Origin of the sequence: Streptomyces echinoruber, from assembly GCF_014651135.1 — a bacterium.
GTDB lineage: Bacteria > Actinomycetota > Actinomycetes > Streptomycetales > Streptomycetaceae > Streptomyces > Streptomyces echinoruber.
The window spans coordinates 125530-150611 of the sequence record NZ_BMWH01000009.1 but is presented as its reverse complement, the minus strand read 5'-3'; the positions used below and the strand labels follow the sequence as shown (position 1 = coordinate 150611).

The window sequence follows — 25082 nt, the reverse complement described above, 5'->3', positions numbered from 1 at the left end:
CGAAATGAACGAGGAAATGGCGACGCCAGGCTTCCACCGCCGCCTGAATGACCACATCCGGCTTCTGGCACACTGCCAGGGGTGCTCTTCCCCGCAGCAGTGGGGGTGTTTCCCTGGACGGGCGTGGGCGGCTTCGCCATGAGGATTCATCCCCGCCGAAGCGGGGGTGCCGGGCAGAGCCGCTTTCTTCTCATCGCCGCACCAGCCCGAGGTCCTCGTCCACGTGCAGGGATCTGCCGCCGACGATCACGGCGCGGGCTGCGCCGTCCTGCACAGGCTGATACAGAACACGGACGTCGCCCAGCATCGGATGCTCCGCCCACGACTTGGGCGGGTTGATGAGTTCCGTGTCCTCGGCCCCGAACCAGTTCGCGCGTACCGGGACGGTGCGTCGCATCACGGCCCGTACCGCAGCCGGTGAAACCGGCTCTCCCTCGCTGGGGTCGGGGAGCCGTTCGGTACCGGCCAGGTCGAGGGTTCTTCGCCCATCCGTCTGGACGTATGCGCACAGCAGTCGCACGGATTCCGCTCCGAGCCGCGTGGCGACCTCCCACTCGTCCTCCTCGCCCGGCAGGCTGTGCAGGGTGTGCAGGCCACGCACACTCCGCGCCCGGCAAACCGCCACCAGACCGGCCTGGCCCCGCTCCGCCAGTTCCTTGCCCTGATGCGCGGTCCAGGCCGTCTTGCGCCGGCTGTCGAAAACATCCCAGTCGAAGGACTCCACGCCGGTTCCGTGGACCGACTCGACCAGCTCCTGCACGTCTTCGGGGATCGAGACCAGCCCGTCGGCGAGCTCGCTCAGCTTTGCGGAGGTCGTGCCGAGCAGGAACTCGGAATAGACCTCGCCCCACTGCTTCGGCACCTCCCCGCCCTCGGACAGCGGGTCGAGCACGACAAGACGCGGTTCCCGCGCCCAGCTCGGACGGCCGCGCCCGCCCGGATAGCCGTGACGGACCCACCAGTTCTCGTGCCGCCAGCATCGCCCGGCCCGCTGCAGCAGCAAGGCCAGCGGTGCGAGATCGCTGATGACGAGGTCGGCGTCCAGATCGAGGGACTGTTCCACCACCTGTGTCGCCACTACGATCCGACGCGCCGGCCGCGGCCCTGTTCGCCCCATGCCGCCTGTGACGTCTCGCGTACGCGCCTCCCGCACATCCCCGGGGAAACGGGCGTGCAGCAACTGCACGATCCCTCCCTGCTGGTGGGAACGGTCGTCGAACCGCTCGCGGAGCCTCAGATACGTCTCCTGCGCTTCGCTCACCGTGTTGCACACCACCAGGGCGCTGCCGCCCTCGCCCGTGGCCACGGGTTCCACCAACCGCTCGACGATCGCGAAACGGTTGCGCTTCCCGCCTCCCGCGCCGTGGACGACCGGCTCGACGTGGAGCCGAAGCCCCATGCGCCGCTCACCGGCCTGCTCCCGCCGTCGCGTCTCGGTCATCTGCGTGCTACGGGCGCTCGCGCCGTCCACGTACAGCCAGCCGGGGTACGGTGCCGGAAACGTCCGCCCGCCCAGCACCTCACGCCGGTGCCCGGCACCCTGCAGATATTCCTTGATCAGTCGATCACTGACCGACGCGGGCAGAGTGGCCGACAACAGGACAACGGGCACACCGTAGGCACCCAGCCAGTTCAGCAGCCGACCCAGCAGCACCTGCATGTACGAGTCGTAGGCGTGCGCCTCGTCGACAATGAACGTCTTGCCCGACAGCGCCAGCAGCCGCAAAGCGTTGTGCCGCACCGGCAGCACCGACATCAGCGCCTGGTCCACCGTGCCGACGGCGAACTGCGCCAGCAACGGGCGCTTGGAACCCCGCAACCACTGCCGCGGACGCATGTCGGCCTCCGCCCGCTGCCGCCCCGCCAGGTCCTCGTCCCCGTCACAGGTCAGAACACGTTGTCCCGCGCCCAAATCTTCATCGGCGTAGGCACTGTTGAGCCAGGCCATGCTGTGGACGAGGGTCAGGCTCGCGCCCTGGCCGGCCTGACGCCGCAGCGTGTCCGCGATCCGCCCGTACATCTGGTCACTCGTGGCCATGGTCGGCAGGAGGAAAGCGAATCCCCGCGTGCCGAATACGCCGGACAGCACCCGCTCGGCCTCCAGCGCTGTCTCACTCTTCCCGTCCCCCGGCGCAGCCGTCACCAGAAGGATGCCGCCCTTGCCCCCGCGGCCCACGGCCGCCGGCAGCTCCTCCATGATCGACCTCTGCAGCGCATTGGGCTGCCCCTTGATGCCATACGCCTCGGCGAAATCCTTGCGCCGCAACCGCACCGGACTCAGCCCGGCATCCACCAACAGGTCCGCAGCGTCCGCGAGGGACCGGGCGAAGTGCTCTGCCAAGGAAGGTTCAAGAGCCTTCTGCCGACGCCGCAGATAACGCTCCTGGCTGACCAGCCAGTCCGCGAGAATGACCACCCCTGTCACCAGAGCAGCCTGCGGAGCCTTGAACGACTCAGGCGCTCGGGGAGAACCCAGCACGTCATACACCGCGAACGCGTGTGCGACGCGCTGCCGCGCCCAGGCCGACCCTCCCAGGAACGCGGAGTTGCTCCCGCCTTCATTGCGGTAGAACCGGCCATGGTGACCACCGATGATCTCCGCGACCCGCTCCGCAGCCACGGTCTCCCCGTCGGCGTCAAAACCCAGGACCGCCAGCACGTCCGCAGCCACCCGCATACCGGCTACATCGTGACCGCATCGCTCCGTCCCCATCTTGCCGCGGTCCTCACGAAGCGGCGCACCAAGGTGCTCGCTGCCGTGCCGGGCGCAGAACTGGAAGCCCGAGAGCTTACCGATGTCATGCAACCCGGCGCACAACCCCACCACCGCACGCGCTCTGTCTGGTTCGGCCGCGAGCCCCAACCCGTCCGCGATGCTCCGCCGCTGGTTGTCCGACAGGTACACGTCCCACAGATGCAACGCCATGGCAGCCGCATCGAGGAGATGTCTGACCAGCGGGTACGGCGGAAGCTCCGGATCCAGCCCGCGCGCCTTTCCCCAGACCGACTCGTCCGGCTCCTCCCCCACCGCAGACGACATAACCGCCCCCCTCTGGATCCCACCGTTCACGACCTCTGTGCGTCACGGATCGAAGCACACGCCACTGACACTGCCTCCGGCATGCGGGAACAACTAGAGTGCTGACGTGATCTGCCCGCCACCGCGCCTTGAGCCCGACACTCAGGCAAAGAAACGGCAAAGCGGTTGCTAAGCTGCAGGTCAGAAAGCGTCCTCCCCGCCGACGCGGGGGTGTTCCGGTGTCGATGCGGACGTAGGAGTAGGGCTGGCCGTCCTCCCCGCCGACGCGGGGGTGTTCCGCCGCCGCCCGGCTCGCCCACCCCCCCGAGACAGTCCTCCCCGCCGACGCGGGGGTGTTCCGACCGGCGGGCTCGGGCCGGTGGTCGCTCACGTGTCCTCCCCGCCGACGCGGGGGTGTTCCGCGGCGGCCGACGCCGCCGACGCCGCCGACGCCGTCCTCCCCGCCGACGCGGGGGTGTTCCGACCCAGGGGTGTCTGATACGCGGCTCACCGGGGTCCTCCCCGCCGACGCGGGGGTGTTCCCCGCCTGCTTCCGTCCGGTCTCTTTCCCACCGCGTCCTCCCCGCCGACGCGGGGGTGTTCCACCACGCCCGCGTCCACCAGGTAGGTGCGCCCCGTCCTCCCCGCCGACGCGGGGGTGTTCCGCAGGAGGCGGTGCGCTACCAGCGTCGAGAGGAGTCCTCCCCGCCGACGCGGGGGTGTTCCAATGACGGCCTGCGTGAGTCCCTTGGACATGCCGTCCTCCCCGCCGACGCGGGGGTGTTCCGCGTAACTCGATGATCACGCACTCTCGAACATCGTCCTCCCCGCCGACGCGGGGGTGTTCCGTCGGTGGGCATGACCGGGGTCTCGCTCATGATGTCTTCCCCGCCGACGCGGGGGTGTTCCGCCCGCGCCGACTACTGCGACGCCATCGCACACGTCCTCCCCGCCGACGCGGGGGTGTTCCGACCCGGGGGTGCGGGCCGCGGTCCACGGCCGCGTCCTCCCCGCCGACGCGGGGGTGTTCCGCGCACTTCCGCAAGTCCGACCCGAACGCCGTCGTCCTCCCCGCCGACGCGGGGGTGTTCCGGTGCCGATGCCGCTCTCGCCACGCAACCACCCGTCCTCCCCGCCGACGCGGGGGTGTTCCGCCGTTCTCCAGGTCCCGGCGGACCGAGGTGGCGTCCTCCCCGCCGACGCGGGGGTGTTCCGTTGAGGCCGCCGGGCCGCTGCCGGTCTCCTCCGTCGCGCTGATTGCCGCGGTCCGCAACGTCGGCGCCCCCACGCCCAACTCGTCCCGCTCGTTGAGAACCTCAACACCACCACCGACGCAATGCGCGCCGCGACCGCCCGGCTGGGCTGGGAGGTGAAGGACGGGCGGATGCGGGGCCGTTCGTCGGCGGCCGGGCTGCGCTGGGACGAGGCCCCTCCCCTGCCTCTGCCGGTCTCTCTCCGGGTGTCATCGGTGCAGGTCAGCGCGTCGACGACAACGACGACGCCAGTGGGGAAGGGACTGAGGAAGGGGTGCGTGTGGTGCGCACCGATGGCGGGTTGATCATCTACGACCTCGCCGGCACCCACCGCCGGCACGGCACTGTCACGCAGCAGTCCGGCTGCTTTCCCGCGCGCCTGTTCGACGCATGGTCCCGATCGGGTGACAACCAGTTCTTTATGGCAACCACACATCAGATACACGTGTCAGATACACGCACACCATGCATCCTTGGGGGACCACATGAACCAGCAGTACCCGCAACAGCCGCAGCAGCCCGGATGGGGAGCACCTCAGCCGCCCTACGGCCAGCCGCCCCAGCCGCCGAAGAAGAGCAGTGCCGGAAAAATCATCGGCTTCGGCTGCCTCGGCATCATCGGCCTGTTCGTCGTCATCGTCATGGTCGCCGCCCTCGCCGGCAGCGGCGGCGGCTCCGGCAACAGCAGCTCCTCCAAGCCCGACAAGGCCACCGCGGGCAGCACCGGCGGCGCCAAGAAGGACGACGGCGCCAACAGCGGCAGCACCAAGAACAGCGCCAAGACCGTCGTGTTCAAGGTGTGGGGCAAGGCCCCCGACGGCGCCCTCGGCCCGCTTGACATCACCTACGGCTCCGACAGCGACACCCGCAAGGGCACCTGGAAGAACGGCCGCTTCGAGGCCACCCTGCCCCTGAACAAGAAGGCCATGTTCTACACGGTGTCGGCGCAGCTGCAGGGCTCCGGTGACATCCAGTGCTCGGTCACCATCGGCGACCACACCAAGACCGGCCATGCCTCAGGCGGTTACAACATCTGCGACGCCCAGCTCAGCGCCGGCCTCCTCGGCGGTTGGGACTGAACAGCCCGTCACCCGCACCCGCGCGCACGATTCGCACGCACCCAGGCCCTGGAGGACCATGAACACCCGCACCACCACCGCGGCACTCTCACCGCCGCCGCCCTCGCCCTCACCGCCTGCTCCAGCAGCAGCGACGACGGCGCCAAGGGCACCAAGCCCAGCCACAAGCCCAGTCACAAGCCCACCGCGACGCCCGGCGTGGACATCGGCGCCGCGGAGAAGGCCACAGGCATCCCGCCCGAGCCGACCGTCGCCAAGCGCGCCGAGCTCCTGCGGGCCCTCGCCGCCGCCAACCCGGACATCGTGAAGTACGAGAACAAGGCCGTCGACGCCGCCCGCAACCAGTGCTCGGCGGTCAACGGCGGTGCGCAGCGCCTCGATTGGCTGGCGGCGCAGCGCTTCACGTACAAGGACGTCACGACCAGCGAAGCGCAGGGCAAGCAGATCAACCAGGCGCTGAAGGGCCTCGGCTTCTGCAAGGTCTGACCACGCAGCACACAGACTGGCCCGGCTCGTTCCGTTCCCCGGCCGGGCCTTCGCATGCCCGGGCGGTGCCGGAGGCGCTTTGCCCGGTGACGCCGATGGCGGCGTAGGTGAAGCCGGTGGCGGAGTCGTAGACGGTCAGTTCGCCGGCGTCGTTGTAGGTGCAAGTGTGCTGGGCGCTGTGGCAGGCAGTGCCTCACGGAGGGTGGTGAACAGGTCTGTCCGCTTGATCACGCCCGGCATCCGGTACGGCTGCGGGCCCGCGGTGCGACGGTGTCCCGGCAGGGCTTCGAGGGCGGCGCGGGCCTCGTTGATTTCCTGCCGCGGCAACACCGCCTCGCGGCGCCGGACCCGGCAGAAGGCCGCGAGACTGCTCAAGGTCGGCGGGTGCGGCGCAGGACGGCCCAACTGCCCCACCCCGCCTCGCACTCCGTGGCCTGCCAGGTGCCGGGATGATCACCATCAGGGCGCCGCGGTTGAACAGTCGGATGCGGGAGGGGGCCGGAGCGGACCACGGGAACAACCGGGAGCCCCCTGGGCTCCTGGGCTGTAATTTCCCGCAACACCGCTTGGCGCTCCGCTCCGCTCCGGTCCGCGTGCGGCCGGACGTCGTGCCCGAGTCACCTCCGCGGCGGCCCGCATCGCACCCGTCAGATCCGGGAACCGTGCGGCCGCAACGGTTTCCCGGATCCGCGGGATCACCGCGTTCTGCCCTGCAGGAACTCGGTGAGGGCCTTGCCCGGGCGGAAGGAGGCCGTGCCGCCGTCGCCCTGGAAGCTGCCGAAGCTGCCCAGGGTCACGGTCTGGCCGCTGCGGAGCGCCTGGGCGAGCGTGCCGGGGTGTTCCACGGTGCCGAAGACGGCGTCGAACACCCGCTCGATGTCCTGGGGCGAGAGCTGCCGTCCCTCGCCGTGCGTGCTCACGTCGGCGGAGGTCGTCTCGATCAACTGTGCCTTGTTCATGGGCCGTACCCCTTCCCGTTCGGCCGGAAGGAACCCCCGGCACCAGGATCGTCGCGGTCCGGCCCCGGCGCACTTCGAGCCGGATCGCTTCCCGCCAGGAGCTCTCGCGGCACGGGCTCGGCGCCTCGGTGCGGGTGGCGGTAAGGCGGACGGCGGACAGTGAACGGCAAACGGCAAACGGCAACCAGCGGCGGGCCGGTCATGCTTCCCGGTGGGGTCCGGGGACGGGAGCGGCGGAGCGGGCGGCGAGGGCCGCTGCCGCGTCGTCCAGCAGGCGCAGGGCGCGGGGGAAGTCGTGCAGCCGGACGGCGAGCAGGTCCAGTCCCGCCGCCGGCGAGTGGACCGGGACACGCCCGCGCCCCCGGCCGCCACGGATCTGTGCGGTGGCCGGGGGCGCGGGCGTGATGTGCGCGCTGCCGGGCGTGGCCGGGGGCCGGGGCGGGCGGTCAGCGCGCGGTGTGCGTGTGGACGTACTCCACGAGCCGGGTCAGGGCGTCGGGGTCGGTGGTGGGCAGGACGCCGTGGCCGAGGTTGAAGACGTGGCCCTCCAGGCCCGCCGCCGCGTCCAGGACCTCCCGGGCCTTGGCCTCGACGGCCTCGGTGGAGGCGAACAGCACGGCCGGGTCGAGGTTGCCCTGCAGCGCCTTGCCGGGGCCGACACGGCGGGCGGCCTCGTCGAGCGGGACGCGCCAGTCGACGCCGACGACGTCCGCGCCGGCCTCGCCCATCAGGCCGAGCAGCTCGCCGGTGCCGACACCGAAGTGGATGCGCGGGACGCCGTAGTCCTCGACCGCGCGGAAGACCTTGGCGGAGGCGGGCAGCACCGAGCGCCGGTAGTCGGCCGGGGTCAGCGCGCCGACCCAGGAGTCGAAGAGCTGGACGGCGCTCGCGCCGGCCTCGATCTGCACCTTCAGAAACGCGGCGGTGATGTCGGCGAGGCGGTCGAGCAGGTCGGCCCACAGCTCCGGGTCGCTGTACATGAGGGCCTTGGTGTGCTCGTGGTTGCGGGACGGGCCGCCTTCCACGAGGTAGCTCGCGAGGGTGAACGGGGCGCCGGCGAAGCCGATCAGCGGCGTGGCGCCGAGCTCGGCGGTGAGCAGGCCGATCGCCTCGGTGACGTAGGGCACGTCGTCGGGGGTGAGGTCGCGCAGCTGTGCCAGGTCGGCGCGGGAGCGGATCGGGCGCTCGACGACCGGGCCGACGCCGGGCTTGATGTCGAGGTCGACGCCGATGGCCTTGAGCGGGACGACGATGTCGCTGAAGTAGATCGCCGCGTCCACGCCGTGCCGGCGCACCGGCTGCAGGGTGATCTCGCTGACCAGCTCGGGGCGCATGCAGGACTCCAGCATCGGGATGCCCTCACGCACCTTGCGGTACTCCGGCAGGGAGCGCCCGGCCTGGCGCATGAACCACACGGGCGTGTGCGGCACGGGCTCGCGCCTGCACGCTCTGAGGAAGGCCGACTCGTACGTCGCTGTCCGCTGCTTGCCCGCCGGGCTCTGCTTGACACTCACGACGGCAAGTCTCGCACGCCCCGGGGACGGCCAAGGCCCGCGGGGCCGGGGGCGAGAGGGGTTTCGGGGCCGGGGGCGGGAGGGGTCCCGGGCCGGGGGCGGGAGGGGGCCGCGGGGGCCCGTACGGCGGAGGGCGACCAGGGCGCCCGCCCCGGTACACGCGCGCTGCCGGGCGGCCCGGGAACGGCCCCGCACCGGGCCGCCCGACCGGCCGAGCCGCACCGCCGGACCGCACCGCCGGACCGCACCGCCGGACCGCACCGCCGGACCGCACCGCCGGACCGCACCGCCGGACCGCACCGCCGGGCCGCACCGCCGGGCCGCACCGCCGGGCCGTCCGCCGCCCGCCCTGCCCCGGGACCCCCGGTCCGCAAACCCGCCCCACCCTCTTTTCCCGTTCGCGCAGCGCGATCCCGGCGAGGGGTCCACGCGCGGGTGTCTTGCCCTGCGCGCGGAGCCGGTTCCCCTTACCCTTCCCGGCATGGCTGCGGCTCAGGGACGACTGTCGGACGGCGCTGGCGGAATGGACGACCCCAAGGGCACCGAGGAGGATGTCGCGCAGGTGGACGCGGCGGCTCCGCTGCCCTTCCGGGCCGCCGTCGACGCACTGCGCGCCGTGCGGCTGCGGCCGCAGATCGAGATCGAACCGGTGCGCCCGCCCCAGCGGCTCGCGCCGTTCGCGTACGCGCTGGAGGCCACGGTCGTCGACGGCGGGCAGGAACTCGCCGACGGTCGGCTGGTGCTGCTGCACGACCCGGGCGGGCACGACGCCTGGCGGGGCTGCTTCCGGCTGGTGACGCTGGTGCGGGCGGAGCTGGAGCCGGAGATGGCGGCCGACCCGCTGCTGCCGGAGGTGTGCTGGTCGTGGCTGACCGGGGCGCTGCAGGCGCGGGGCCTGGCGTGCGGCGAGCCGAGCGGCACCGTCACGCGCGCGAGTTCGCACTACTTCGGCGGCCTCGCGCAGCGCCCGGCGACCTCGCAGATCGAGATCCGCGCCTCCTGGACGCCCCGGGAGAGCCTGGGCGGGGTGCCGGACACCGCGGCGCACCTGGCCTCCTGGTGCGATCTGCTGGCGCAGGTCGCGGGCCTGCCGCCGGCCTCGCCCGGTGACGCGTCGGTGGTGACGCTGCCGCAGCGCCGGGGCCCGCAGTCCCGCTGAAGCCCTACTGAAGTCCCGCCGAAGTCCCCCTGCAGTCCCCGCCGGAGCCCCACCGAACGCCTTGCCCTCACGCCTTGCCCGCCGTCCCCCCTCCCCGCCCGGACCAGGAACGGTCACTTTGTCGACACGACCACTTTTGAGCGCCGTATCGACATTGCCGGACAGGGAACGACGTCCGAACGGACGGCCCATGAACCGATTCGATCTTCGGACGATCGACCACTTGCCCGAATTGCGCAGATTGTTACTCACTAGATCGTGATCATCCCCTAAAGGCGGACGCGGATGCTGCCGAAGACGACTGTGACCTTGAAAGCACGGTTCGTCCCGGCTTCATCCCCACAAGCCGGCCCCGTCCCGCACCCCAGGAGGCCTGGTGTCCGTTCTCCTCGAGCAGCCCGCAAGCCTGGTCGCCTACCGCCCCACCAAGCCGACCGCCATGGTGGTCGTGGCCGACCCGCGCGTCCGCTCCAGCGTCACCCGTCACTTGTGGGCCCTCGGAGTCCGTGACGTCATCGAGGCGTCGTCCATCGCGGAGGCCCGTCCCCGCATCGGCAACCCGCGCGACATCTGCGTCGCCGACGTCCACCTCCCCGACGGCTCCGGACTCACCCTGCTGTCCGAGACCCGCGCCGCCGGCTGGCCCAACGGCCTGGCCCTGTCCGCCGCCGACGACATCGGCGCCGTGCGCAACGCCCTGGCCGGCGGCGTCAAGGGCTACGTCGTCACCGGCACCCGCACCGCGATCGGGCTTCCCACCCGGCCCGGTGCCGCCCCCATCGGCGCGGCCGCCGCCCGCCTGCACCGCCGCCCCCCGGGTGCTCCGAGCCACCCGGGCGGCTACCGCGAGCTGTCCGGCCGCGAGGTGGAGGTGCTGCGGCTGGTCGCCGAGGGCCAGTCGAACAAGGCGATCGGCGTGTCCATGGGCCTGTCCGCACTCACCGTCAAGAGCCACCTCGCCCGCATCGCCCGCAAGCTCGGCACCGGTGACCGCGCCGGCATGGTCGCCGTGGCCCTGCGCACCGGCATCATCCACTGACCCCACGGAACCGCTGATCCCGCGGAACCCCTGACCCCACAGAACCCCTGACCCCGCGAAATCCCTGACGCCCCGCATTCCCCGACCCCGTCGATCCACCGGTCCAAGGGCCCGCCGACCACGGGTCCACCGACCCCGCGCCCGCCCGGATCGCCCCGGTCACCGCCCGGGTCACGGCCGTGCCCGGGACCGGCCCTCGGCCCTCCCCGGTCGCGTTCCGCACCCCGCGTGATCCCGCGTCCGCTCCCCTGCCCCGCCGTTCCCCGGCCCTGCTGCGGCGGTGACCGGTTCCCGACCCACGGCGCCCGCCGACGGAACGTTCCGTCGGCGGGCGCTGTCCGTGCACCGATACCCTTGACATGTGACCGACGCCCACGAGACCGCAGCAGACAGCTCACTGGGAACCACCGGAGGCGCCCCTCCGGACGACGCCGGATCTTCTGCGACCGGGGCGCCGATCCCGTTGCTCGAGCCCCGTGAGGGCATTCCGCCGGTGATCGCCGACGAGGCGTCCCTCGCCGAGGCGGTCGCCGCCTTCGCCGCCGGCACCGGCCCCGTCGCCGTCGACGCCGAGCGTGCCTCCGGCTACCGCTACGGCCAGCGCGCCTACCTGGTGCAGCTACGCCGCCAGGGCGCCGGCACCGCGCTCATCGACCCGGTGGCCTGCCCCGACCTGTCGGCGCTCGGCGACGCGCTCGCCGGCACCGAGTGGGTGCTGCACGCCGCCACCCAGGACCTGCCGTGCCTGCGCGAGATAGGCATGATCCCGACCCGGCTGTTCGACACCGAGCTGGCCGGACGGCTCGCCGGGTTCCCGCGCGTCGGGCTCGGCGCGATGGTCGAGAGCGTCCTCGGCTACGTCCTGGAGAAGGGCCACTCGGCCGTCGACTGGTCCACCCGCCCGCTGCCCGAGCCCTGGCTGCGCTACGCCGCCCTCGACGTGGAGCTCCTCGTCGACCTGCGCGACGCGCTGGAGAAGGAGCTGGACCGGCAGGGCAAGCTGGAGTGGGCCCGGCAGGAGTTCGACGCGATCGCCGCGGCGCCGCCGCCCGAGCCGCGCAAGGACCCCTGGCGCCGCACGTCGGGCATGCACAAGATCCGCCGCCGGCGCCAGCTCGCCGTCGTGCGCGAGCTGTGGCAGACCCGCGACCGCATCGCCCGGCGCCGCGACGTCTCGCCGGGCAAGGTGCTCTCGGACACGGCCATCGTGGAGGCCGCCCTGGCCCTGCCGGCCGACGTGCGCGCCCTGGCGGCGCTGAACGGTTTCGGACACCGTATGAGCCGGCGCCAGCTGGAGCAGTGGCAGGCGGCGATCGACCGCGCCCGCGCCCTGCCCGACCCGCAGCTGCCCTCCTCCGGCCAGCCGGTGACCGGGCCCCCGCCGCCGCGGGCGTGGGCCGACAAGGACCCGGCGGCGGCGGCCCGGCTGTCCGCCGCGCGCGCCGCGGTCACCGCGCTCGCCGAGCAGCTCGGCATGCCCCAGGAGAACCTGGTCTCCCCGGACATCGTCCGCCGGGTCTGCTGGGAGCCGCCCCGGCCCGCCGACGCCGCCGCGGTCGCCGCCGCCCTGGCCTCCCACGGCGCCCGGCCCTGGCAGGTGGAGCAGGTGACGCCGGTGCTGGTGGGGGCGCTGACGGCGGCCGGGCGGGGGCAGGGGCAGGGGTAGGGCCTGCCGCAAGACCTGCCGCAAGAGCGGGTCCCGGTCCGGGGCCGGCGCTCACCGGCGAGGGCCCGGGCTCGCACGCGGTGGCCGGCCCGGCCCTGACCCCGCGGGGGTCGACGGCGCCGCCGCACGGGGCGGGGGCGCAGGACTGGGGGCCGGCCGGCACGGGGGTCGGAGAGCCGGCCGGCACGGGCCGGGGAGCCGATCGGCACCGGGGGCCGCAGAGCACGAGGGCCGGAGAACACGAGGGCCGCAGAGCACGAGGGCCGCAGAGCACGAGGGCCCGAAAAAGCACGAGCCCGGAGAGCCGGCCGGCGCGGGGTCAGAGGAGCCGGTCGGCGCGGTGGCTGCCGTAGTACTCGGCCTGCCGCCGCATGATCTCCCGCATCGGGGTGCCGCGCGCCACGCCGTACACCGTCCCCGGGAAGTCCAGCTCCCGCTGCACCTCCCACAGCTCGTCGTGCCGCTCCGGCGGGAACAGGCGCGCCGGGTCGCCGGCCGCGATCCAGCCGATGGGGACGACCGTGCCCGGCGCCAGCACGGAGTTGGCGTGCAGGACGCTGTGCACGCGCAGTTCCGCCCCGGTGCCGGCGACGGAGCCGGGGAAGAGGGCGGCGCCGGTGGCGACGAACACCTCGTCCTCCACCCGCGCGCCGTTGACGTGGGCGTGCGGGCCGACCAGGACGGCGTCGCCGAGCACCGCCGGGTGACCGTCCCTGCCGCGGACCAGGGCGTGCTCCATGACGACGACGTCCGCGCCGGTGCGCACCTCGCCGTCCTCGGCGGTCAGGACCGCGCCGTGCAGGACGCGGGCGCGCTCGCCCAGGACGACCCGGCCGCACAGCACGGCACTGGGCGCCACGTAGGCCGACTCCGGGACCACCGGCCGCTCGCCGCGGTGTTCGATCAGCATGCCGCTCGTCATCCTCCGCCGTCCTTCCGGTCGCCTCCGGTCGCCTCCGGTGCGCTCGATCCCGCGGGATCGAGCATCCCGCCGCGCGGGTCGGGCCGCAGTCCCGCGTGCCGGAGCCGGTGGTGTGACGTTCACCGCTACGGTCGGCAGGACTGGGCAGTCAGATTACTCACGAGTAGCATGGGCCTGAGCGCGCGCTCAGCGCAGCGCGGCAGTGCCATCCCGCACCCTGGAGGAGAGCCATCGTGCCTCGTACCGTCAGGGACGTCGTCTTCGTCGACGGCGTCCGCACCCCGTTCGGCAAGGCGGGCCCGAAGGGCGTCTACCACGAGACCCGCGCCGACGACCTCGTCGTGAAGGCCATCCGGGAGCTGCTGCGCCGCAACCCCGGTCTGGACCCCAAGCAGGTCGACGAGGTGGCCATCGCGGCGACCACGCAGATCGGCGACCAGGGCCTGACCATCGGCCGTACCGCCGCGCTCCTGGCCGGTCTGCCGCAGTCCGTGCCGGGCTACTCCATCGACCGCATGTGCGCGGGTGCGATGACGGCCGTCACCACCGTCTCCGGCTCCATCGCCTTCGGCGCCTACGACGTGGCCATCGCGGGCGGTGTCGAGCACATGGGCCGCCACCCGATGGGTGAGGGGGTGGACCCCAACCCGCGGTTCGTCTCCGAGAAGCTGGTCGACGAGTCCGCCCTGTTCATGGGCATGACCGCGGAGAACCTGCACGACCGCTTCCCGCACCTGACCAAGCGGCGCGCGGACGAGTACGCGGTGCGCTCGCAGGAGAAGGCCGCCAAGGCGTACGCCAACGGCAAGATCCAGGCCGACCTGGTGCCGGTCTCGGTGCGCCGCACCAACCCCGAGGGCGGCGAGACCGGCTGGGGCCTGGTCACCGCCGACGAGCCGATGCGCCCGGGCACCACGCTGGAGGGCCTGCAGGGCCTGAAGACCCCGTTCCGCGTGCACGGCCGGGTCACCGCCGGCAACTCCGCGGGCCTGAACGACGGCGCCACCGCCTCGGTCATCGCCTCCGAGGAGTTCGCCCGCGAGCACGGCCTGCCGGTCAAGATGCGCCTGGTGTCGTACGCCTTCGCGGGCGTCGAGCCCGAGGTGATGGGCTACGGCCCCATCCCGGCGACCGAGAAGGCCCTGGCCAAGGCCGGCCTGTCCATCTCCGACATCGGCCTGTTCGAGATCAACGAGGCGTTCGCCGTCCAGGTCCTGGCCTTCCTCGACCACTACGGCATCGCCGACGACGACCCGCGCGTCAACCAGTACGGCGGCGCGATCGCGTTCGGCCACCCGCTGGCCTCCTCCGGCGTCCGCCTGATGACGCAGCTGGCCCGCCAGTTCGAGGACCAGCCCGAGGTCCGCTACGGCCTGACCACCATGTGCGTCGGCTTCGGCATGGGCGCGACGGTCATCTGGGAGAACCCGCACTGGGAGGGCAAGTGAGCACCACCGCTGAGCTGTTGAAGGGCGCCGCCGAGCTCTTCCCCGACGAGGTCGTCACCAGCGCGCACGTACGCCACTTCGAACTGCCGCTGGGTGCGGGCCGGTTCGCGCTGATCACGCTGGACAACGGCCACGACCACACCAAGCCGACCACCTTCGGCCCCCAGTCGCTGGCCAACCTCGACGCCGCCATCGACCAGGTCGAGAAGGAGGCCGCGGACGGCGAGATCGTCGGCGTCGGCATCACCGGCAAGCCGTTCATCTTCGCCGTCGGCGCGGACCTGAAGGGCGTGGAGGTCATCAAGCGCCGCGAGGACGCGCTCGCCATCGGCAAGGGCGGCCACGACGTCTTCAAGCGCCTGGCCAGGCTGGCCGTGCCGACGTTCGCCTACTACAACGGCGCGGCCATGGGCGGCGGCGTCGAGGTCGGCCTGCACTGCACCTACCGCACGGTGTCGAAGGCCGTCCCCGCCTTCTCCCTGCCCGAGGTCTTCCTCGGCCTGGTGCCCGGCTGGGGCGGCTGCACCCTGCTGCCGAACCTGATCGGCGCCGACAAGGCCGTCAAGGTCATCATCGAGAACGCGCTCAACCAGAACAAGCAGCTCAAGGGCGAGCAGGTCCACGAACTCGGCATCGCCGACGCCCTGTTCGAGGGCGCGGACTTCCTGGAACAGTCGCTGGTGTGGACGGCCGCCGTCCTCAAGGGCGAGATCGTGGTCGACCGCCCGGTGATCGACCGCGGCGAGGCCTGGGACCAGGCCGTCGAGCGCGGCCGCGCCTTCGCCGACTCCAAGGTGCACGGCGCCGCCCCGGCCGCCTACCGCGCCCTGGACATCGTCGCCGCCGCCAAGAACGGCGACCTGCAGCAGGGCTACGACGCCGAGGACCAGGCGCTGGCCGACCTCATCATGAGCGGCGAACTGCGCTCCGGCATCTACGCGTTCAACCTGGTCCAGAAGCGCGGCAAGCGCCCGGCGGGCGCCCCCGACAAGAACCTGGCCCGCCCGGTCACCAAGGTCGGTGTCGTCGGCGCCGGCCTGATGGCCAGCCAGCTCGCGCTGCTGTTCGTGCGCCGCCTGCAGGTGCCGGTCGTGCTGACCGACATCGACCAGGAGCGCATCGACAAGGGCGTGCGGTACGTCCATGACGAGATCGACAAGCTGCTGCTGAAGGGCCGCGTCAACCAGGACCAGGCCAACCGCCTCAAGGCGCTGGTCACCGGCGTCCTGGACAAGGCCGAGGGCTTCGCGGACGCGGACTTCGTCATCGAGGCCGTGTTCGAGGAGATGGGCGTCAAGCAGCAGGTGTTCGCGGAGGTCGAGGCGGTCGCGCCCGAGCACGCGATCCTCGCCACCAACACCTCCTCCCTGTCGGTGTCGGAGATGGCGTCGAAGCTGAAGCACCCCGAACGGGTCGTCGGCTTCCACTTCTTCAACCCGGTCGCGGTGCTGCCGCTGCTGGAGATCGTGCGCGGCGAGCGGACCGACGACGCCTCCCTGGCGACCGCCTTCGCGGTGGCCAAGAAGCTGAAGAAGACCGCGGTGCTGGTCAAGGACGCCCCGGCGTTCGTCGTCAACCGCATCCTGACCCGCTTCATGGGCGAGATCCAGAACGTCATCGACGAGGGCACCCCGGTCGAGGTCGCGGAGCGGGCGGTCGAGCCGCTCGGCCTGCCGATGTCGCCGCTGGTGCTGCTGGAGCTGGTCGGCCCGGCGATCGGCCTGCACGTCTCCGAGACCCTGCACCGGGCGTTCCCGGACCGCTTCAAGGTCTCCCCGAACCTCAAGGCGGTCGTGGAGGCCGGCAAGCGCGGCTTCTACGTCTACGACAGCGGCAAGCCCGAGCTGGACCCCGAGGTCGCCGCGCTGCTGAAGCAGGGCGACACCGTCCTGACCGAGGAGCAGGTGCGCGCCCGCGTCCTGGACGCGGTCGCCGAGGAGATCGGCCTGATGCTCGCCGAAGGCGTCGTCGCCGAGCCGCAGGACATCGACCTGTGCCTCATCACCGGCGCCGGCTGGCCCTTCCACCTGGGCGGCATCACGCCGTACCTGGACCGCGAGGGCGTCAGCGAGCGCGTCAACGGCAAGCGGTTCCTGCCGCAGGGCGTGGCGAGCGTCCCGGCGTAGGCGCCCGGCGCGGACGTACGGTGCCCGGCACACTCCTGACGGTGTGCCGGGCACCGGCGTGTGCGCCGGCCGGGCCCGGTCCCGGGCCGGCGGCCGGGTACCGGATCACGGAGTTCCCCGCCGTCAGGAGCGCCCCGCACCGGCCCCGCACGGCAGCAGCTCCCGCCGACCCGACGGGCGGGCCGCGCGCCGCACCCCTCGGACGCCGCCGGCCGGGCCGCTTCCGCCGCCTCCCGGGCGGGGGCCGATTAACCGGTCGCCCTCCGCCGCCGTTCCGGGCAGGGTGATACCGCACGTGTGACGGCGCCGTACCGGACGCGGCGAACAGGAGCGGCGACGACCGCCTACGCCCTCGGCAACCTGCGGCCGCCCGCGCACCTCGACGAGGAGGTGCTGACCTGCATGGAACGGATCCAGTCGCCCCTGGACCCCTTCGGCGGGCGCTTCTTGGTGCACGGCGCGCCCGAGCGGGAGGTGCGGGAGGGCGAGTGGCCAAAGGCGCTGGTCATCATCGCCTTCCCGTCGTTGGCCGACGCCCGCTCCTGGTACGGCTCCCCCGCCTGCCAGGAGCTGCTGCCCCTGCGCACCCGGCACATGGACGGCGACGTCCTGCTCGTCGACGGGGTCGCCCCCGACTACGACCCGGCCGCCACGGCCGCCGCGCTGCGCGCCGCGCAGGCCGGCGGCTGAGACGCCCGCGGCGCGCCCCACGCGTCACACCTCCCGCCACGCCTCCAGGGCCAGACCCGGCTCGGCCTTGCGGCGGGTGAGGAACAGCCGGCCGGTGGACGGGGACAGGGCGGCGGCCACCACCCGCCCGTCGGCGTCCGTGGTCAGCGCCACCCCGGCGTCCGCGGGCAGCTGCGGGCCCGACTCCGTCCACCAGGCGCCGGCCGTCTCCTGCTCGGTCGGGTAGGCGGCGAAGGCGACCCGGCCGCTCGCCGAGCGCTGGGCCAGCAGGGTGCAGTCGTACCCGTCGAGTGCGCAGCGCACGGCCGCGACGGGGCCGTGCCCGGCCGCGGCGAGCAGCGGGACCGGCTTGTCGCCGGGGCGCCAGGCGCACAGGTCGCCCGTGTCGTCGACGAAGAACAGGGTGGTGCTGCCGGCGGAGGTGGCCAGGGCCCGCAGCGTGCCCGGCCGCACCGCCGCCTCGACGGCCTCCTGCAGCACCGGCACGGCGCCCGGCTCCTCCTGCCGCCAGTACAGGATGCCGTCCGGCACCGCCGCGTACGCCTCCACGCGCCCGGACTCCCCCGTCACCGCGGCCGGCACCTCCTGCACGTCCCGGCCCTTCAGGTCCCGCCAGGGCCCCCAGCCGCCCTTCTCCTTCTGCCCGAGCATGCTCAGTCCCCCGCCCTTGTTGCGGACGAAGAGGTGGGCCCGCCCCTCGGCGTCGACGGCCACCGCCGGGGTTCCGGTGCGGTCGCCGGACTTGTTGGGATGCCCGACGGGGTTCCAGTCCAGGGCCGCGAGCCGGGGCCGGAAGTGGGTGGAGTGCACGAGCCCGGACTCGCCGGGCTTGGTGGGCCGCCAGGACACCAAGTGCGCGTAGCGGTCGGCGCCCTGACCGACCGCCAGGACGGGGTGCAGCCTCTGCTCGCCGCCCACGCGGCGCGCCGCGTCCCAGGGACCGCCGGGCCACCGCTCCGCCCGGCACAGGACGGCGTCGCCGGAGGGCAGATAGACACTGAGCCGGCCGTCTCGGCCGCATATCAGCCAGTCGCCGTTCACCGGTTCACTCTAAGCGTCCGCCCGTCCCCTGCGCGCCACCGCCTCGGATCGTCCCGGATCGCCCCGGCCGCCCGCCGCCGCCCGGGACGTGCGACCCTGGGCGGCATGAACGGCTCGCGGGACGGGGAGGGCACCGGCGGCGCGGACGCGCCGGTCCGGGATGTTCCCCTGCTGGTCGTCGTGGACGCCGCCAACGTCGTCGGGTCGGTGCCCGACGGGTGGTGGCGGGACCGCAGGGGCGCCGCCGAGCGGCTGCGCGACCATCTGGCGGCCGAGGGACTGCCCGGCTGTCCGGGACCGGTGGAGCTCGTCCTCGTCGTGGAGGGCGGTGCCCGCGGCGTGGAGTCGGTGCCCGGCGTGCGCGTCGAGGCGGCGCCGGGCAGCGGGGACGACCGCGTCGTCGAGCTCGTCGAGCGGGCGCGCGCCGCCGGCCGCCCCTGCCTGGTCGTCACCGCCGACCGCGCCCTGCGCCGCCGGGTGACGGCGCTGGGCGCCGAGGTCGCCGGCCCGCGCACGGTACGGGGCTCGCGGCGGCGCGACGCCGACGGGTGACGCCGACGCGAGCGGGAGCAGCGGGTGACGCCGGCGCGAGCGGGAGCGACAGGTGACGCCGACGCGAGCGGGAACAGCGGGTGACACCGACGCGGGGGAAGCGGCGGCCGGCGTCGCCCTCAGCGCGCCGTGCCCCCGTCCCTCGGCCCCGGCAGCGTCTCCTCCCCGGCCTGACGGGACGCGGCGAGGCGGCTGTGGGAGCGGCCGTAGAGGAAGTACACGGCGAAGCCGATGACCATCCACACCGCGAAGCGGACCCAGGTCTCGGCGGGCAGGTTCAGCATGAGCCAGAGGGAGGCGCACACCGACAGGATCGGGACGACCGGCACCCAGGGGGTGCGGAAGGAGCGGGGCAGGTCGGGGCGGGTGCGGCGGAGGATGATCACGCTGATCGCGACGACGACGAAGGCGAACAGGGTGCCGATGTTCACCAGCTCGGCCAGCTCGCTGAGGCTGGTGAAGCCGGCGACGAGGGCGATGACGACGCCGAGCAGGATGGTCGGCCGGTGCGGGGTGCGGAAGCGCGGGTGGACGCGGGAGAAGAAGCGCGGCAGCAGCCCGTCGCGGCTCATCGCGAAGAACACGCGGGTCTGGCCGAGCAGCAGGACCATGCAGACGGTGGTCAGGCCGACGGCGGCGCCGAAGCTGATGAAGCCCGCGAACCAGGGGTGTCCGGTGGCCTTGAAGGCGTCGGCGAGCGGGGCGTCGACCGACAGCTTCGAGTAGTGCTGCATGCCGGTGACGACGATCGACACGGCGACGTACAGCGCGGTGCAGATGAACAGCGAGCCGAGGATGCCGCGGGGCATGTCGCGCTGCGGGTTGCGGGTCTCCTCGGCGGCGGTGGCGACGATGTCGAAGCCGATGAAGGCGAAGAAGACGACGGAGGCCGCGGTGAAGATGCCCATGACGCCGAAGTTCGAGGGCGCCCAGCCGAACATGAGCTGGACGAGCGGCGAGGTCAGGCCGGCGCCCGCCTCGACCGGCTTGGACTTCGGGATGAACGGGTGGTAGTTGGCGCCCTTGATGAAGAACGCGCCCGCGACGATCACGACGAGGACGACGGTCACCTTGATCGCGACGACCAGGGAGGTGACGCGCGCGGACAGCTTCATGCCGAGGACGAGGATGCCGGTGAGGACCAGGACCAGCGCGGCGGCGAGGATGTCGAAGCCGAAGCCGGGGGTCCCCTCCCGCCCGGACAGGTAGTCGGGCAGGTGCCAGCCGGCGTTGTCCAGCAGGGAGCGGATGTAGCCGGACCAGCCGACCGCCACCACCGCCGTGCCCAGCGCGAACTCCAGGACCAGGTCCCAGCCGATGATCCAGGCGGGCAGCTCGCCCAGGGAGGCGTACGAGAAGGTGTACGCGGAGCCCGCCACCGGCACGGTGGAGGCGAACTCCGCGTAGCACAGGGCGGCCAGCGCGCAGGCCACGCCCGCCACGACGAAGGCCAGGGACACCGCCGGACCGGCGTTGTTCTTGGCGACCTGGCCGGTCAGCACGAAGATGCCGGTGCCGATGATGACGCCGACGCCGAAGACCGTCAGGTCGAGCGCCGACAGCGACTTCTTCAGCGCGTGCTCCGGCTCCTCCGTGTCGCGGATCGACTGCTCGACCCTCTTGGTCCGGAAGAGGCTGCTGCTGCTCACGGGCGTACCTCCCACGCTGGGCGTCCTCGACATGATCGGGAGGGGGCGTAGTGCGTATGCCCCGGCGTGGGCAGTTTCACGCGAAAGGGCCGCATCCACCACTTGTGACCGCGGTGGATGCGGCCCTTTCCGGTGAGCGGCGCGCCGCCTTCAGTCGCGGGCGGCCTCCACCGAGTCGACGTCGGAGGCGGTGCGCTCGTAGCGCCCGTCGATCCGGGCGACCAGGCCGGTGACCTGGCGGGCGATGTCCGGCGCGGTCAGGCCGATCTCGGCGAGGACCTCGGCGCGGGAGGCGTGGTCGAGGAAGCGCGGCGGGATGCCGAAGTCGCGCAGCGGCACGTCCACCCCGGCGTCCCGCAGGGCCTGCGCGATCGCGGAGCCGACACCGCCGACGCGGGAGTTGTCCTCGACGGTGACGACCACCCGGTGCCGCTCGGCCAGCGGGGCCATGGCCTCGTCGACGGGCTTGACCCAGCGCGGGTCGACGACGGTGGTGGAGATGCCCTGCTTCTGCAGCAGTTCGGCGACCTCCAGGCACATCGGGGCGAGCGCGCCGACGGAGACGAGGAGGACGTCCGGGCGGTCGGTGCCGGGCTCGCGCAGCACGTCCATGCCGCCGACGCGGCCCACGGCGGGTACGGCGGGGCCGACGACGCCCTTGGAGTAGCGCACCACGGTCGGCGCGTCCTCGACGGCGACGGCCTCGCGGAGCTGGGCGCGCAGCTGGTCGGCGTCGCGCGGGGCGGCCAGCCGCAGGCCGGGCACGATCTGCAGCATCGACATGTCCCACATGCCGTTGTGGGAGGCGCCGTCGTCGCCGGTGACGCCGGCCCGGTCCAGCACGAACGTCACCCCGCACTTGTGCAGGGCGACGTCCATGAGGACCTGGTCGAAGGCGCGGTTGAGGAAGGTGGCGTAGACGGCGAAGACCGGGTGCAGGCCGCCGGTGGCCAGGCCGGCCGCGGAGACGGCGGCGTGCTGCTCGGCGATGCCGACGTCGTAGATCCGGTCGGGGAAGACCTCGGCGAACTTCTTCAGGCCGACCGGCTGGAGCATCGCGGCGGTGATGGCGACGATGTCCTCGCGCTCGTGGCCCAGTTTGACCATCTCGTCGCCGAAGACGGAAGTCCAGCTCTGCGCGGCGGCCTTGATGGGCAGGCCGGTGTCGGGGTGGATGGGGCCGATGCCGTGGAAGCGGTCGGCCTCGTCCTGCTCGGCGGGCTTGTAGCCGCGGCCCTTCTCGGTGAGGCAGTGCACGATGACCGGGCCGTTGAACCGCTTGGCGCGGGCCAGCGCCGACTCCAGGGCCTGGATGTCGTGGCCGTCGATGGGGCCGACGTACTTCAGGCCCAGGTCCTCGAACATGCCCTGCGGGGCGATGAAGTCCTTCAGGCCCTTCTTGGCGCCGTGCAGGGTGTCGTAGAGCGGCTTGCCCACGACCGGGGTGCGCTCCAGCATCTCCTTGGTGCGGGCCAGGAAACGCTCGTAGCCGTCGGTGGTGCGCAGCGTCGCCAGGTGGTTGGCGAGGCCGCCGATGGTGGGGGCGTAGGAGCGCTCGTTGTCGTTGACGACGATGACCAGGGGGCGGTCCTTGGCGTCGGCGATGTTGTTCAGCGCCTCCCAGGCCATGCCGCCGGTCAGGGCACCGTCGCCGATCACCGCGACGACGTGGCTGTCGCGCTTGAGGAGCTGGTTGGCCTTGGCGATGCCGTCGGCCCAGCCCAGGACGGTGGAGGCGTGGCTGTTCTCGATGACGTCGTGCTCGGACTCGGCGCGCGAGGGGTAGCCCGACAGGCCGCCCTTGGCGCGCAACTTGGAGAAGTCCTGGCGGCCGGTGAGCAGCTTGTGGACGTAGGCCTGGTGGCCGGTGTCCCACAGCACCTTGTCCTTGGGGGAGTCGAAGACGCGGTGCAGGGCGATGGTCAGCTCGACCACGCCGAGGTTCGGGCCGAGGTGTCCGCCGGTCTTGGAGACGGCGTCGACGAGGAAGGTCCGGATCTCCTCCGCCAGCTCGTCCAGCTGCTCCGGGGTGAGTCCATCCAGATCGCGCGGTCCCCTGATACGGGTCAGCAGCGGCACCCGTGCCTCCTTGCAGTAGAGCTGTGTCGAGCGTTCGCCGGGCCTGTCGAGTCTAATGTTCCGCTCGTGCGGGCCGCGTGCGGGCGGTGCGTCGTACGTCACCCCGGCCGCCCCGCCCTTCACCGGCCCCGCCGAGGCACGCCTGTGCCCTGCCCCCCGTACCGGCCCCGTCCGTGGCACGCCTGTGCCCGGCACCGCTGTTGGTGCCGGGCACAGGAGACCGGTGCGGGTGCGCGTTACGCGCGGCCCGCGGTCTTCTGGGTCCTGCGGGTGATGGAGTCGATGACGACCGTGGTCAGCAGCACCGCCGCGGTGATCATGTACTTCACCGGTTCGGCGATGGACTGCAGCTGCAGACCGTACTGGATGGAGACGATGACCAGCACACCGAGCAGCGCGTTCCAGGTGCGGCCGCGGCCGCCGAAGAGGGACGTGCCGCCGATGACGGCCGCCGCGATCGCGTTCATCAGCAGGTCGCCGGTGCCGGCGCTCTGGTTGGCCGAGGCGATCTTGGAGGCCAGGAACAGGCCGCCGATCGCGGCGAAGCCGCCGGAGATCGCGAAGACGGAGATGCGGATGGCGGTGACGTTGATGCCCGCGCGCCGGGAGGCCTCCACGCTGCCGCCGAGCGCGAAGATCTTGCGGCCGTAGGCGGTGCGGCGCAGCAGGAAGTCGGTGGCCACCAGGAAGACGAGGAAGATCACCGTGGCCAGCGGCAGGCCCTTGTACTGGTTGTAGATGAAGGCCGCGGCGAAGGAGACCACCGCGAGCAGCCCCGTGCGCAGCAGCACGTCGGACAGCGGCCGGGACGGCACGCCCGCGGCCTCGCGGCGCCGGTTGTCGAGGAAGGAGGTGAGGAAGAACACCGCGACCGCGACGGTGGCCAGGCCGTAGGCGGCGGCGATGTCGCTGAAGAAGTACGTCGTCAGCTTGCCGATCAGGCCGTCGCTGTCGAGGTTGATGGTGCCGTCCTCGCCGAGCACCTTGAGCATGAAGCCCAGCCAGAACAGCAGGCCGGCCAGGGTGACGGCGAAGGCGGGGGCGCCGAGGACGGCGAAGAAGAAGCCGTGGGCGGCGCCGATGGCCACGCCGGCGAGGACGGCGACCAGCACGGCGGCCCATTCCGGCCAGCCCTGGTTGACGGCGAGGACGGCCGCCACGGCGCTGGCCGCGCCGCTGACCGAGCCGACCGACAGGTCGATCTCGCCGAGCAGCAGCACGAAGACGATGCCGACCGAGATCATGCCCGTGCCGACCATCGTGACGGTGATGTCGCTGATGTTCTGCGCGGAGAGGAACTCGGAGTTCAGGCTCTGGAAGATGACGCAGATGATGATCAGGCCGAGGACGACCGGCAGGGAGCCCAGCTCACCGGCCTTGATCTTGCGCTTGAACTCGCCCACGTAGCCCGCCAGGCCCTGCTCGCGCACGAGCAGGCGGGGGTCGACGGCGGTCACCGCCTGGGCGGCGGCCTCGGGGTTCTCCACGAGGTGCTCGTTCTGCGGTGTCGCCGACACGTCAGAGGTCTTGTCGATGCTCACTGGGAAACCTCCCCGGTCGTGCGCGCCGCACGGCGGGTCACGGCGTTGTCGGTGGCGCCGGTGATGGCGGCGATGATCTCCTCCTGCGAGGTCGTCTTGACCTCGAAGACGCCGTTGTTGCGGCCCAGGCGCAGCACGGCGACCTTGTCCGCCACGGCCTTGACGTCGGCCATGTTGTGGCTGATGAGGATGACGGCGTGCCCGCGCTCGCGCAGCCGCTCGACCAGGTCCAGGACCTGCGCGGTCTGCTCGACGCCGAGGGCGGCGGTGGGCTCGTCGAGGATGACCAGCTTGGGCTCGCCCAGCATGGAGCGGGCGATGGCCACGGTCTGCCGCTGACCGCCGGAGAGCGAGGCGATCGGGATGCGGACGCTGGGGATGCGGATGGAGAGCGTCTTGAGCAGCTCGCGGGCGCGGCGCTCCATTTCGACCTCGTCCAGGATGCCGCGGCGCTTGATCTCGCGGCCCAGGAAGAGGTTGCCGACGACGTCGATGTTGTCGCACAGCGCGAGGTCCTGGTAGACGGTCGCGATGCCCAGGTTCTGGGCGTCGTGCGGTTTGCTGATCGTCACCGGCCGGCCCTCCCACTCGATGACGCCGTCATCGATGGGGTGGACGCCGGCGATCGTCTTGACCAGCGTGGACTTTCCGGCACCGTTGTCGCCGACCAGGGCGACCACCTCACCGGCGTGGACCTCAAGCTCTACGTCGGTGAGCGCCTGGACGGCACCGAACCGCTTGGAGACCCCGCGCAACGCCAGCACGGGCGTAGCGGACACGTGAACCATCTCCTTCGCCGCCTGACCCGGCGGGAGGTTGTGCAGAAGTATGGGGGGCAATGATCCGTCCGGCGCCCCGCA

The 25082-nt window shown here is 72.5% G+C and carries 19 protein-coding genes and 1 CRISPR repeat array; of the genes, 9 read left to right on the top strand and 10 right to left on the bottom strand.

What is annotated here, in order from left to right; translation table 11 throughout:
* Positions 1–190: 190 nt before the first annotated feature.
* Entirely contained in the window at positions 191–3040 is a 2850-nt protein-coding gene (gene cas3 / locus IE225_RS13925; RefSeq protein WP_190057784.1) for a CRISPR-associated helicase Cas3', read from the bottom strand.
* A 189-nt stretch (positions 3041–3229) separates the two neighbouring features.
* Positions 3230–4234: direct repeats of the CRISPR family, unit length 29 nt; unit sequence GTCCTCCCCGCCGACGCGGGGGTGTTCCG.
* A 511-nt stretch (positions 4235–4745) separates the two neighbouring features.
* Here cas3 and IE225_RS13920 point away from each other — a divergent pair.
* Complete coding sequence (locus tag IE225_RS13920; RefSeq protein ID WP_229879529.1) at positions 4746–5351, top strand: hypothetical protein; 606 nt, start codon at positions 4746–4748, stop codon at positions 5349–5351.
* A 198-nt stretch (positions 5352–5549) separates the two neighbouring features.
* Entirely contained in the window at positions 5550–5837 is a 288-nt protein-coding gene (locus IE225_RS13915) for a hypothetical protein (RefSeq protein WP_229879524.1), read from the top strand.
* 135 nt (positions 5838–5972) lie between these two features.
* On the opposite strand, the gene IE225_RS33125 is transcribed toward IE225_RS13915, so the two are convergent.
* From IE225_RS33125 to hemE, 3 genes are all read right to left on the bottom strand, one after another.
* Entirely contained in the window at positions 5973–6212 is a 240-nt protein-coding gene (locus tag IE225_RS33125; RefSeq protein ID WP_229879523.1) for a hypothetical protein, read from the bottom strand.
* A 320-nt stretch (positions 6213–6532) separates the two neighbouring features.
* Entirely contained in the window at positions 6533–6796 is a 264-nt protein-coding gene (locus tag IE225_RS13910) for an HU family DNA-binding protein (protein ID WP_190057783.1), read from the bottom strand.
* Positions 6797–7242: 446 nt separating this feature from the next.
* The gene (gene hemE / locus IE225_RS13905; RefSeq protein WP_190057782.1) at positions 7243–8310 is read right to left on the bottom strand and encodes a uroporphyrinogen decarboxylase; all 1068 of its coding nucleotides are present in this window, start codon (positions 8308–8310) and stop codon (positions 7243–7245) included.
* 481 nt (positions 8311–8791) lie between these two features.
* Between hemE and IE225_RS13900 the strand changes: the two genes are divergently transcribed.
* The 3 genes from IE225_RS13900 to IE225_RS13890 all read left to right on the top strand — a co-directional run bounded on the left by IE225_RS13900 (position 8792) and on the right by IE225_RS13890 (position 12174).
* Positions 8792–9469, top strand: coding sequence for a DUF3000 domain-containing protein (locus tag IE225_RS13900; RefSeq protein ID WP_190057781.1), 678 nt, complete (start codon positions 8792–8794; stop codon positions 9467–9469).
* Positions 9470–9845: 376 nt separating this feature from the next.
* Positions 9846–10508: a response regulator transcription factor gene (locus tag IE225_RS13895; RefSeq protein WP_190057780.1), complete on the top strand. Its 663-nt coding sequence runs from the start codon at positions 9846–9848 to the stop codon at positions 10506–10508.
* A 361-nt stretch (positions 10509–10869) separates the two neighbouring features.
* Positions 10870–12174 (top strand): ribonuclease D, encoded by a 1305-nt coding sequence (locus IE225_RS13890; RefSeq protein ID WP_190057779.1) that lies wholly within the window; start codon positions 10870–10872, stop codon positions 12172–12174.
* Between the two features lie 319 nt (positions 12175–12493).
* Here IE225_RS13890 and IE225_RS13885 read toward each other — a convergent pair whose 3' ends face one another.
* Positions 12494–13096: a gamma carbonic anhydrase family protein gene (locus IE225_RS13885; protein ID WP_229879522.1), complete on the bottom strand. Its 603-nt coding sequence runs from the start codon at positions 13094–13096 to the stop codon at positions 12494–12496.
* A 233-nt stretch (positions 13097–13329) separates the two neighbouring features.
* On the opposite strand from IE225_RS13885, the gene IE225_RS13880 reads away from it, so the two are divergent.
* The 3 genes from IE225_RS13880 (at position 13330) to IE225_RS13870 (ending at position 17360) form a co-directional block, all read left to right on the top strand.
* Entirely contained in the window at positions 13330–14544 is a 1215-nt protein-coding gene (locus IE225_RS13880) for a thiolase family protein (protein WP_190057778.1), read from the top strand.
* The gene (locus IE225_RS13875) at positions 14541–16670 is read left to right on the top strand and encodes a 3-hydroxyacyl-CoA dehydrogenase NAD-binding domain-containing protein (protein ID WP_190057777.1); all 2130 of its coding nucleotides are present in this window, start codon (positions 14541–14543) and stop codon (positions 16668–16670) included. Before IE225_RS13880 ends, IE225_RS13875 begins: the two co-directional genes overlap by 4 nt.
* A gap of 297 nt (positions 16671–16967) precedes the next feature.
* On the top strand, positions 16968–17360 hold the full coding sequence (locus IE225_RS13870) for a DUF1330 domain-containing protein (protein ID WP_229879521.1): 393 nt from the start codon (positions 16968–16970) through the stop codon (positions 17358–17360).
* Positions 17361–17384: 24 nt separating this feature from the next.
* Here IE225_RS13870 and IE225_RS13865 read toward each other — a convergent pair whose 3' ends face one another.
* Positions 17385–18401 carry a PLL family lectin gene (locus tag IE225_RS13865; protein ID WP_190057776.1) on the bottom strand — a complete coding sequence of 339 codons (1017 nt, stop codon included), beginning with the start codon at positions 18399–18401 and terminating at the stop codon, positions 17385–17387.
* 105 nt (positions 18402–18506) lie between these two features.
* Between IE225_RS13865 and IE225_RS13860 the strand changes: the two genes are divergently transcribed.
* Entirely contained in the window at positions 18507–18953 is a 447-nt protein-coding gene (locus IE225_RS13860) for a PIN domain-containing protein (RefSeq protein WP_190057775.1), read from the top strand.
* A gap of 119 nt (positions 18954–19072) precedes the next feature.
* Here the strand turns inward: IE225_RS13860 and IE225_RS13855 are convergent, their stop codons facing one another.
* The 4 genes from IE225_RS13855 to IE225_RS13840 all read right to left on the bottom strand — a co-directional run bounded on the left by IE225_RS13855 (position 19073) and on the right by IE225_RS13840 (position 25010).
* Positions 19073–20602 (bottom strand): amino acid permease, encoded by a 1530-nt coding sequence (locus IE225_RS13855; RefSeq protein WP_229879519.1) that lies wholly within the window; start codon positions 20600–20602, stop codon positions 19073–19075.
* Positions 20603–20752: 150 nt separating this feature from the next.
* Positions 20753–22681 carry a 1-deoxy-D-xylulose-5-phosphate synthase gene (gene dxs / locus IE225_RS13850; RefSeq protein ID WP_190057822.1) on the bottom strand — a complete coding sequence of 643 codons (1929 nt, stop codon included), beginning with the start codon at positions 22679–22681 and terminating at the stop codon, positions 20753–20755.
* A 236-nt stretch (positions 22682–22917) separates the two neighbouring features.
* On the bottom strand, positions 22918–24222 hold the full coding sequence (locus tag IE225_RS13845; RefSeq protein ID WP_190057774.1) for a sugar ABC transporter permease: 1305 nt from the start codon (positions 24220–24222) through the stop codon (positions 22918–22920).
* Positions 24219–25010, bottom strand: coding sequence for an ATP-binding cassette domain-containing protein (locus IE225_RS13840; protein WP_190057773.1), 792 nt, complete (start codon positions 25008–25010; stop codon positions 24219–24221). The genes IE225_RS13845 and IE225_RS13840 overlap by 4 nt, the downstream gene beginning before the upstream one ends.
* Between the last annotated feature and the right edge of the window lie 72 nt (positions 25011–25082).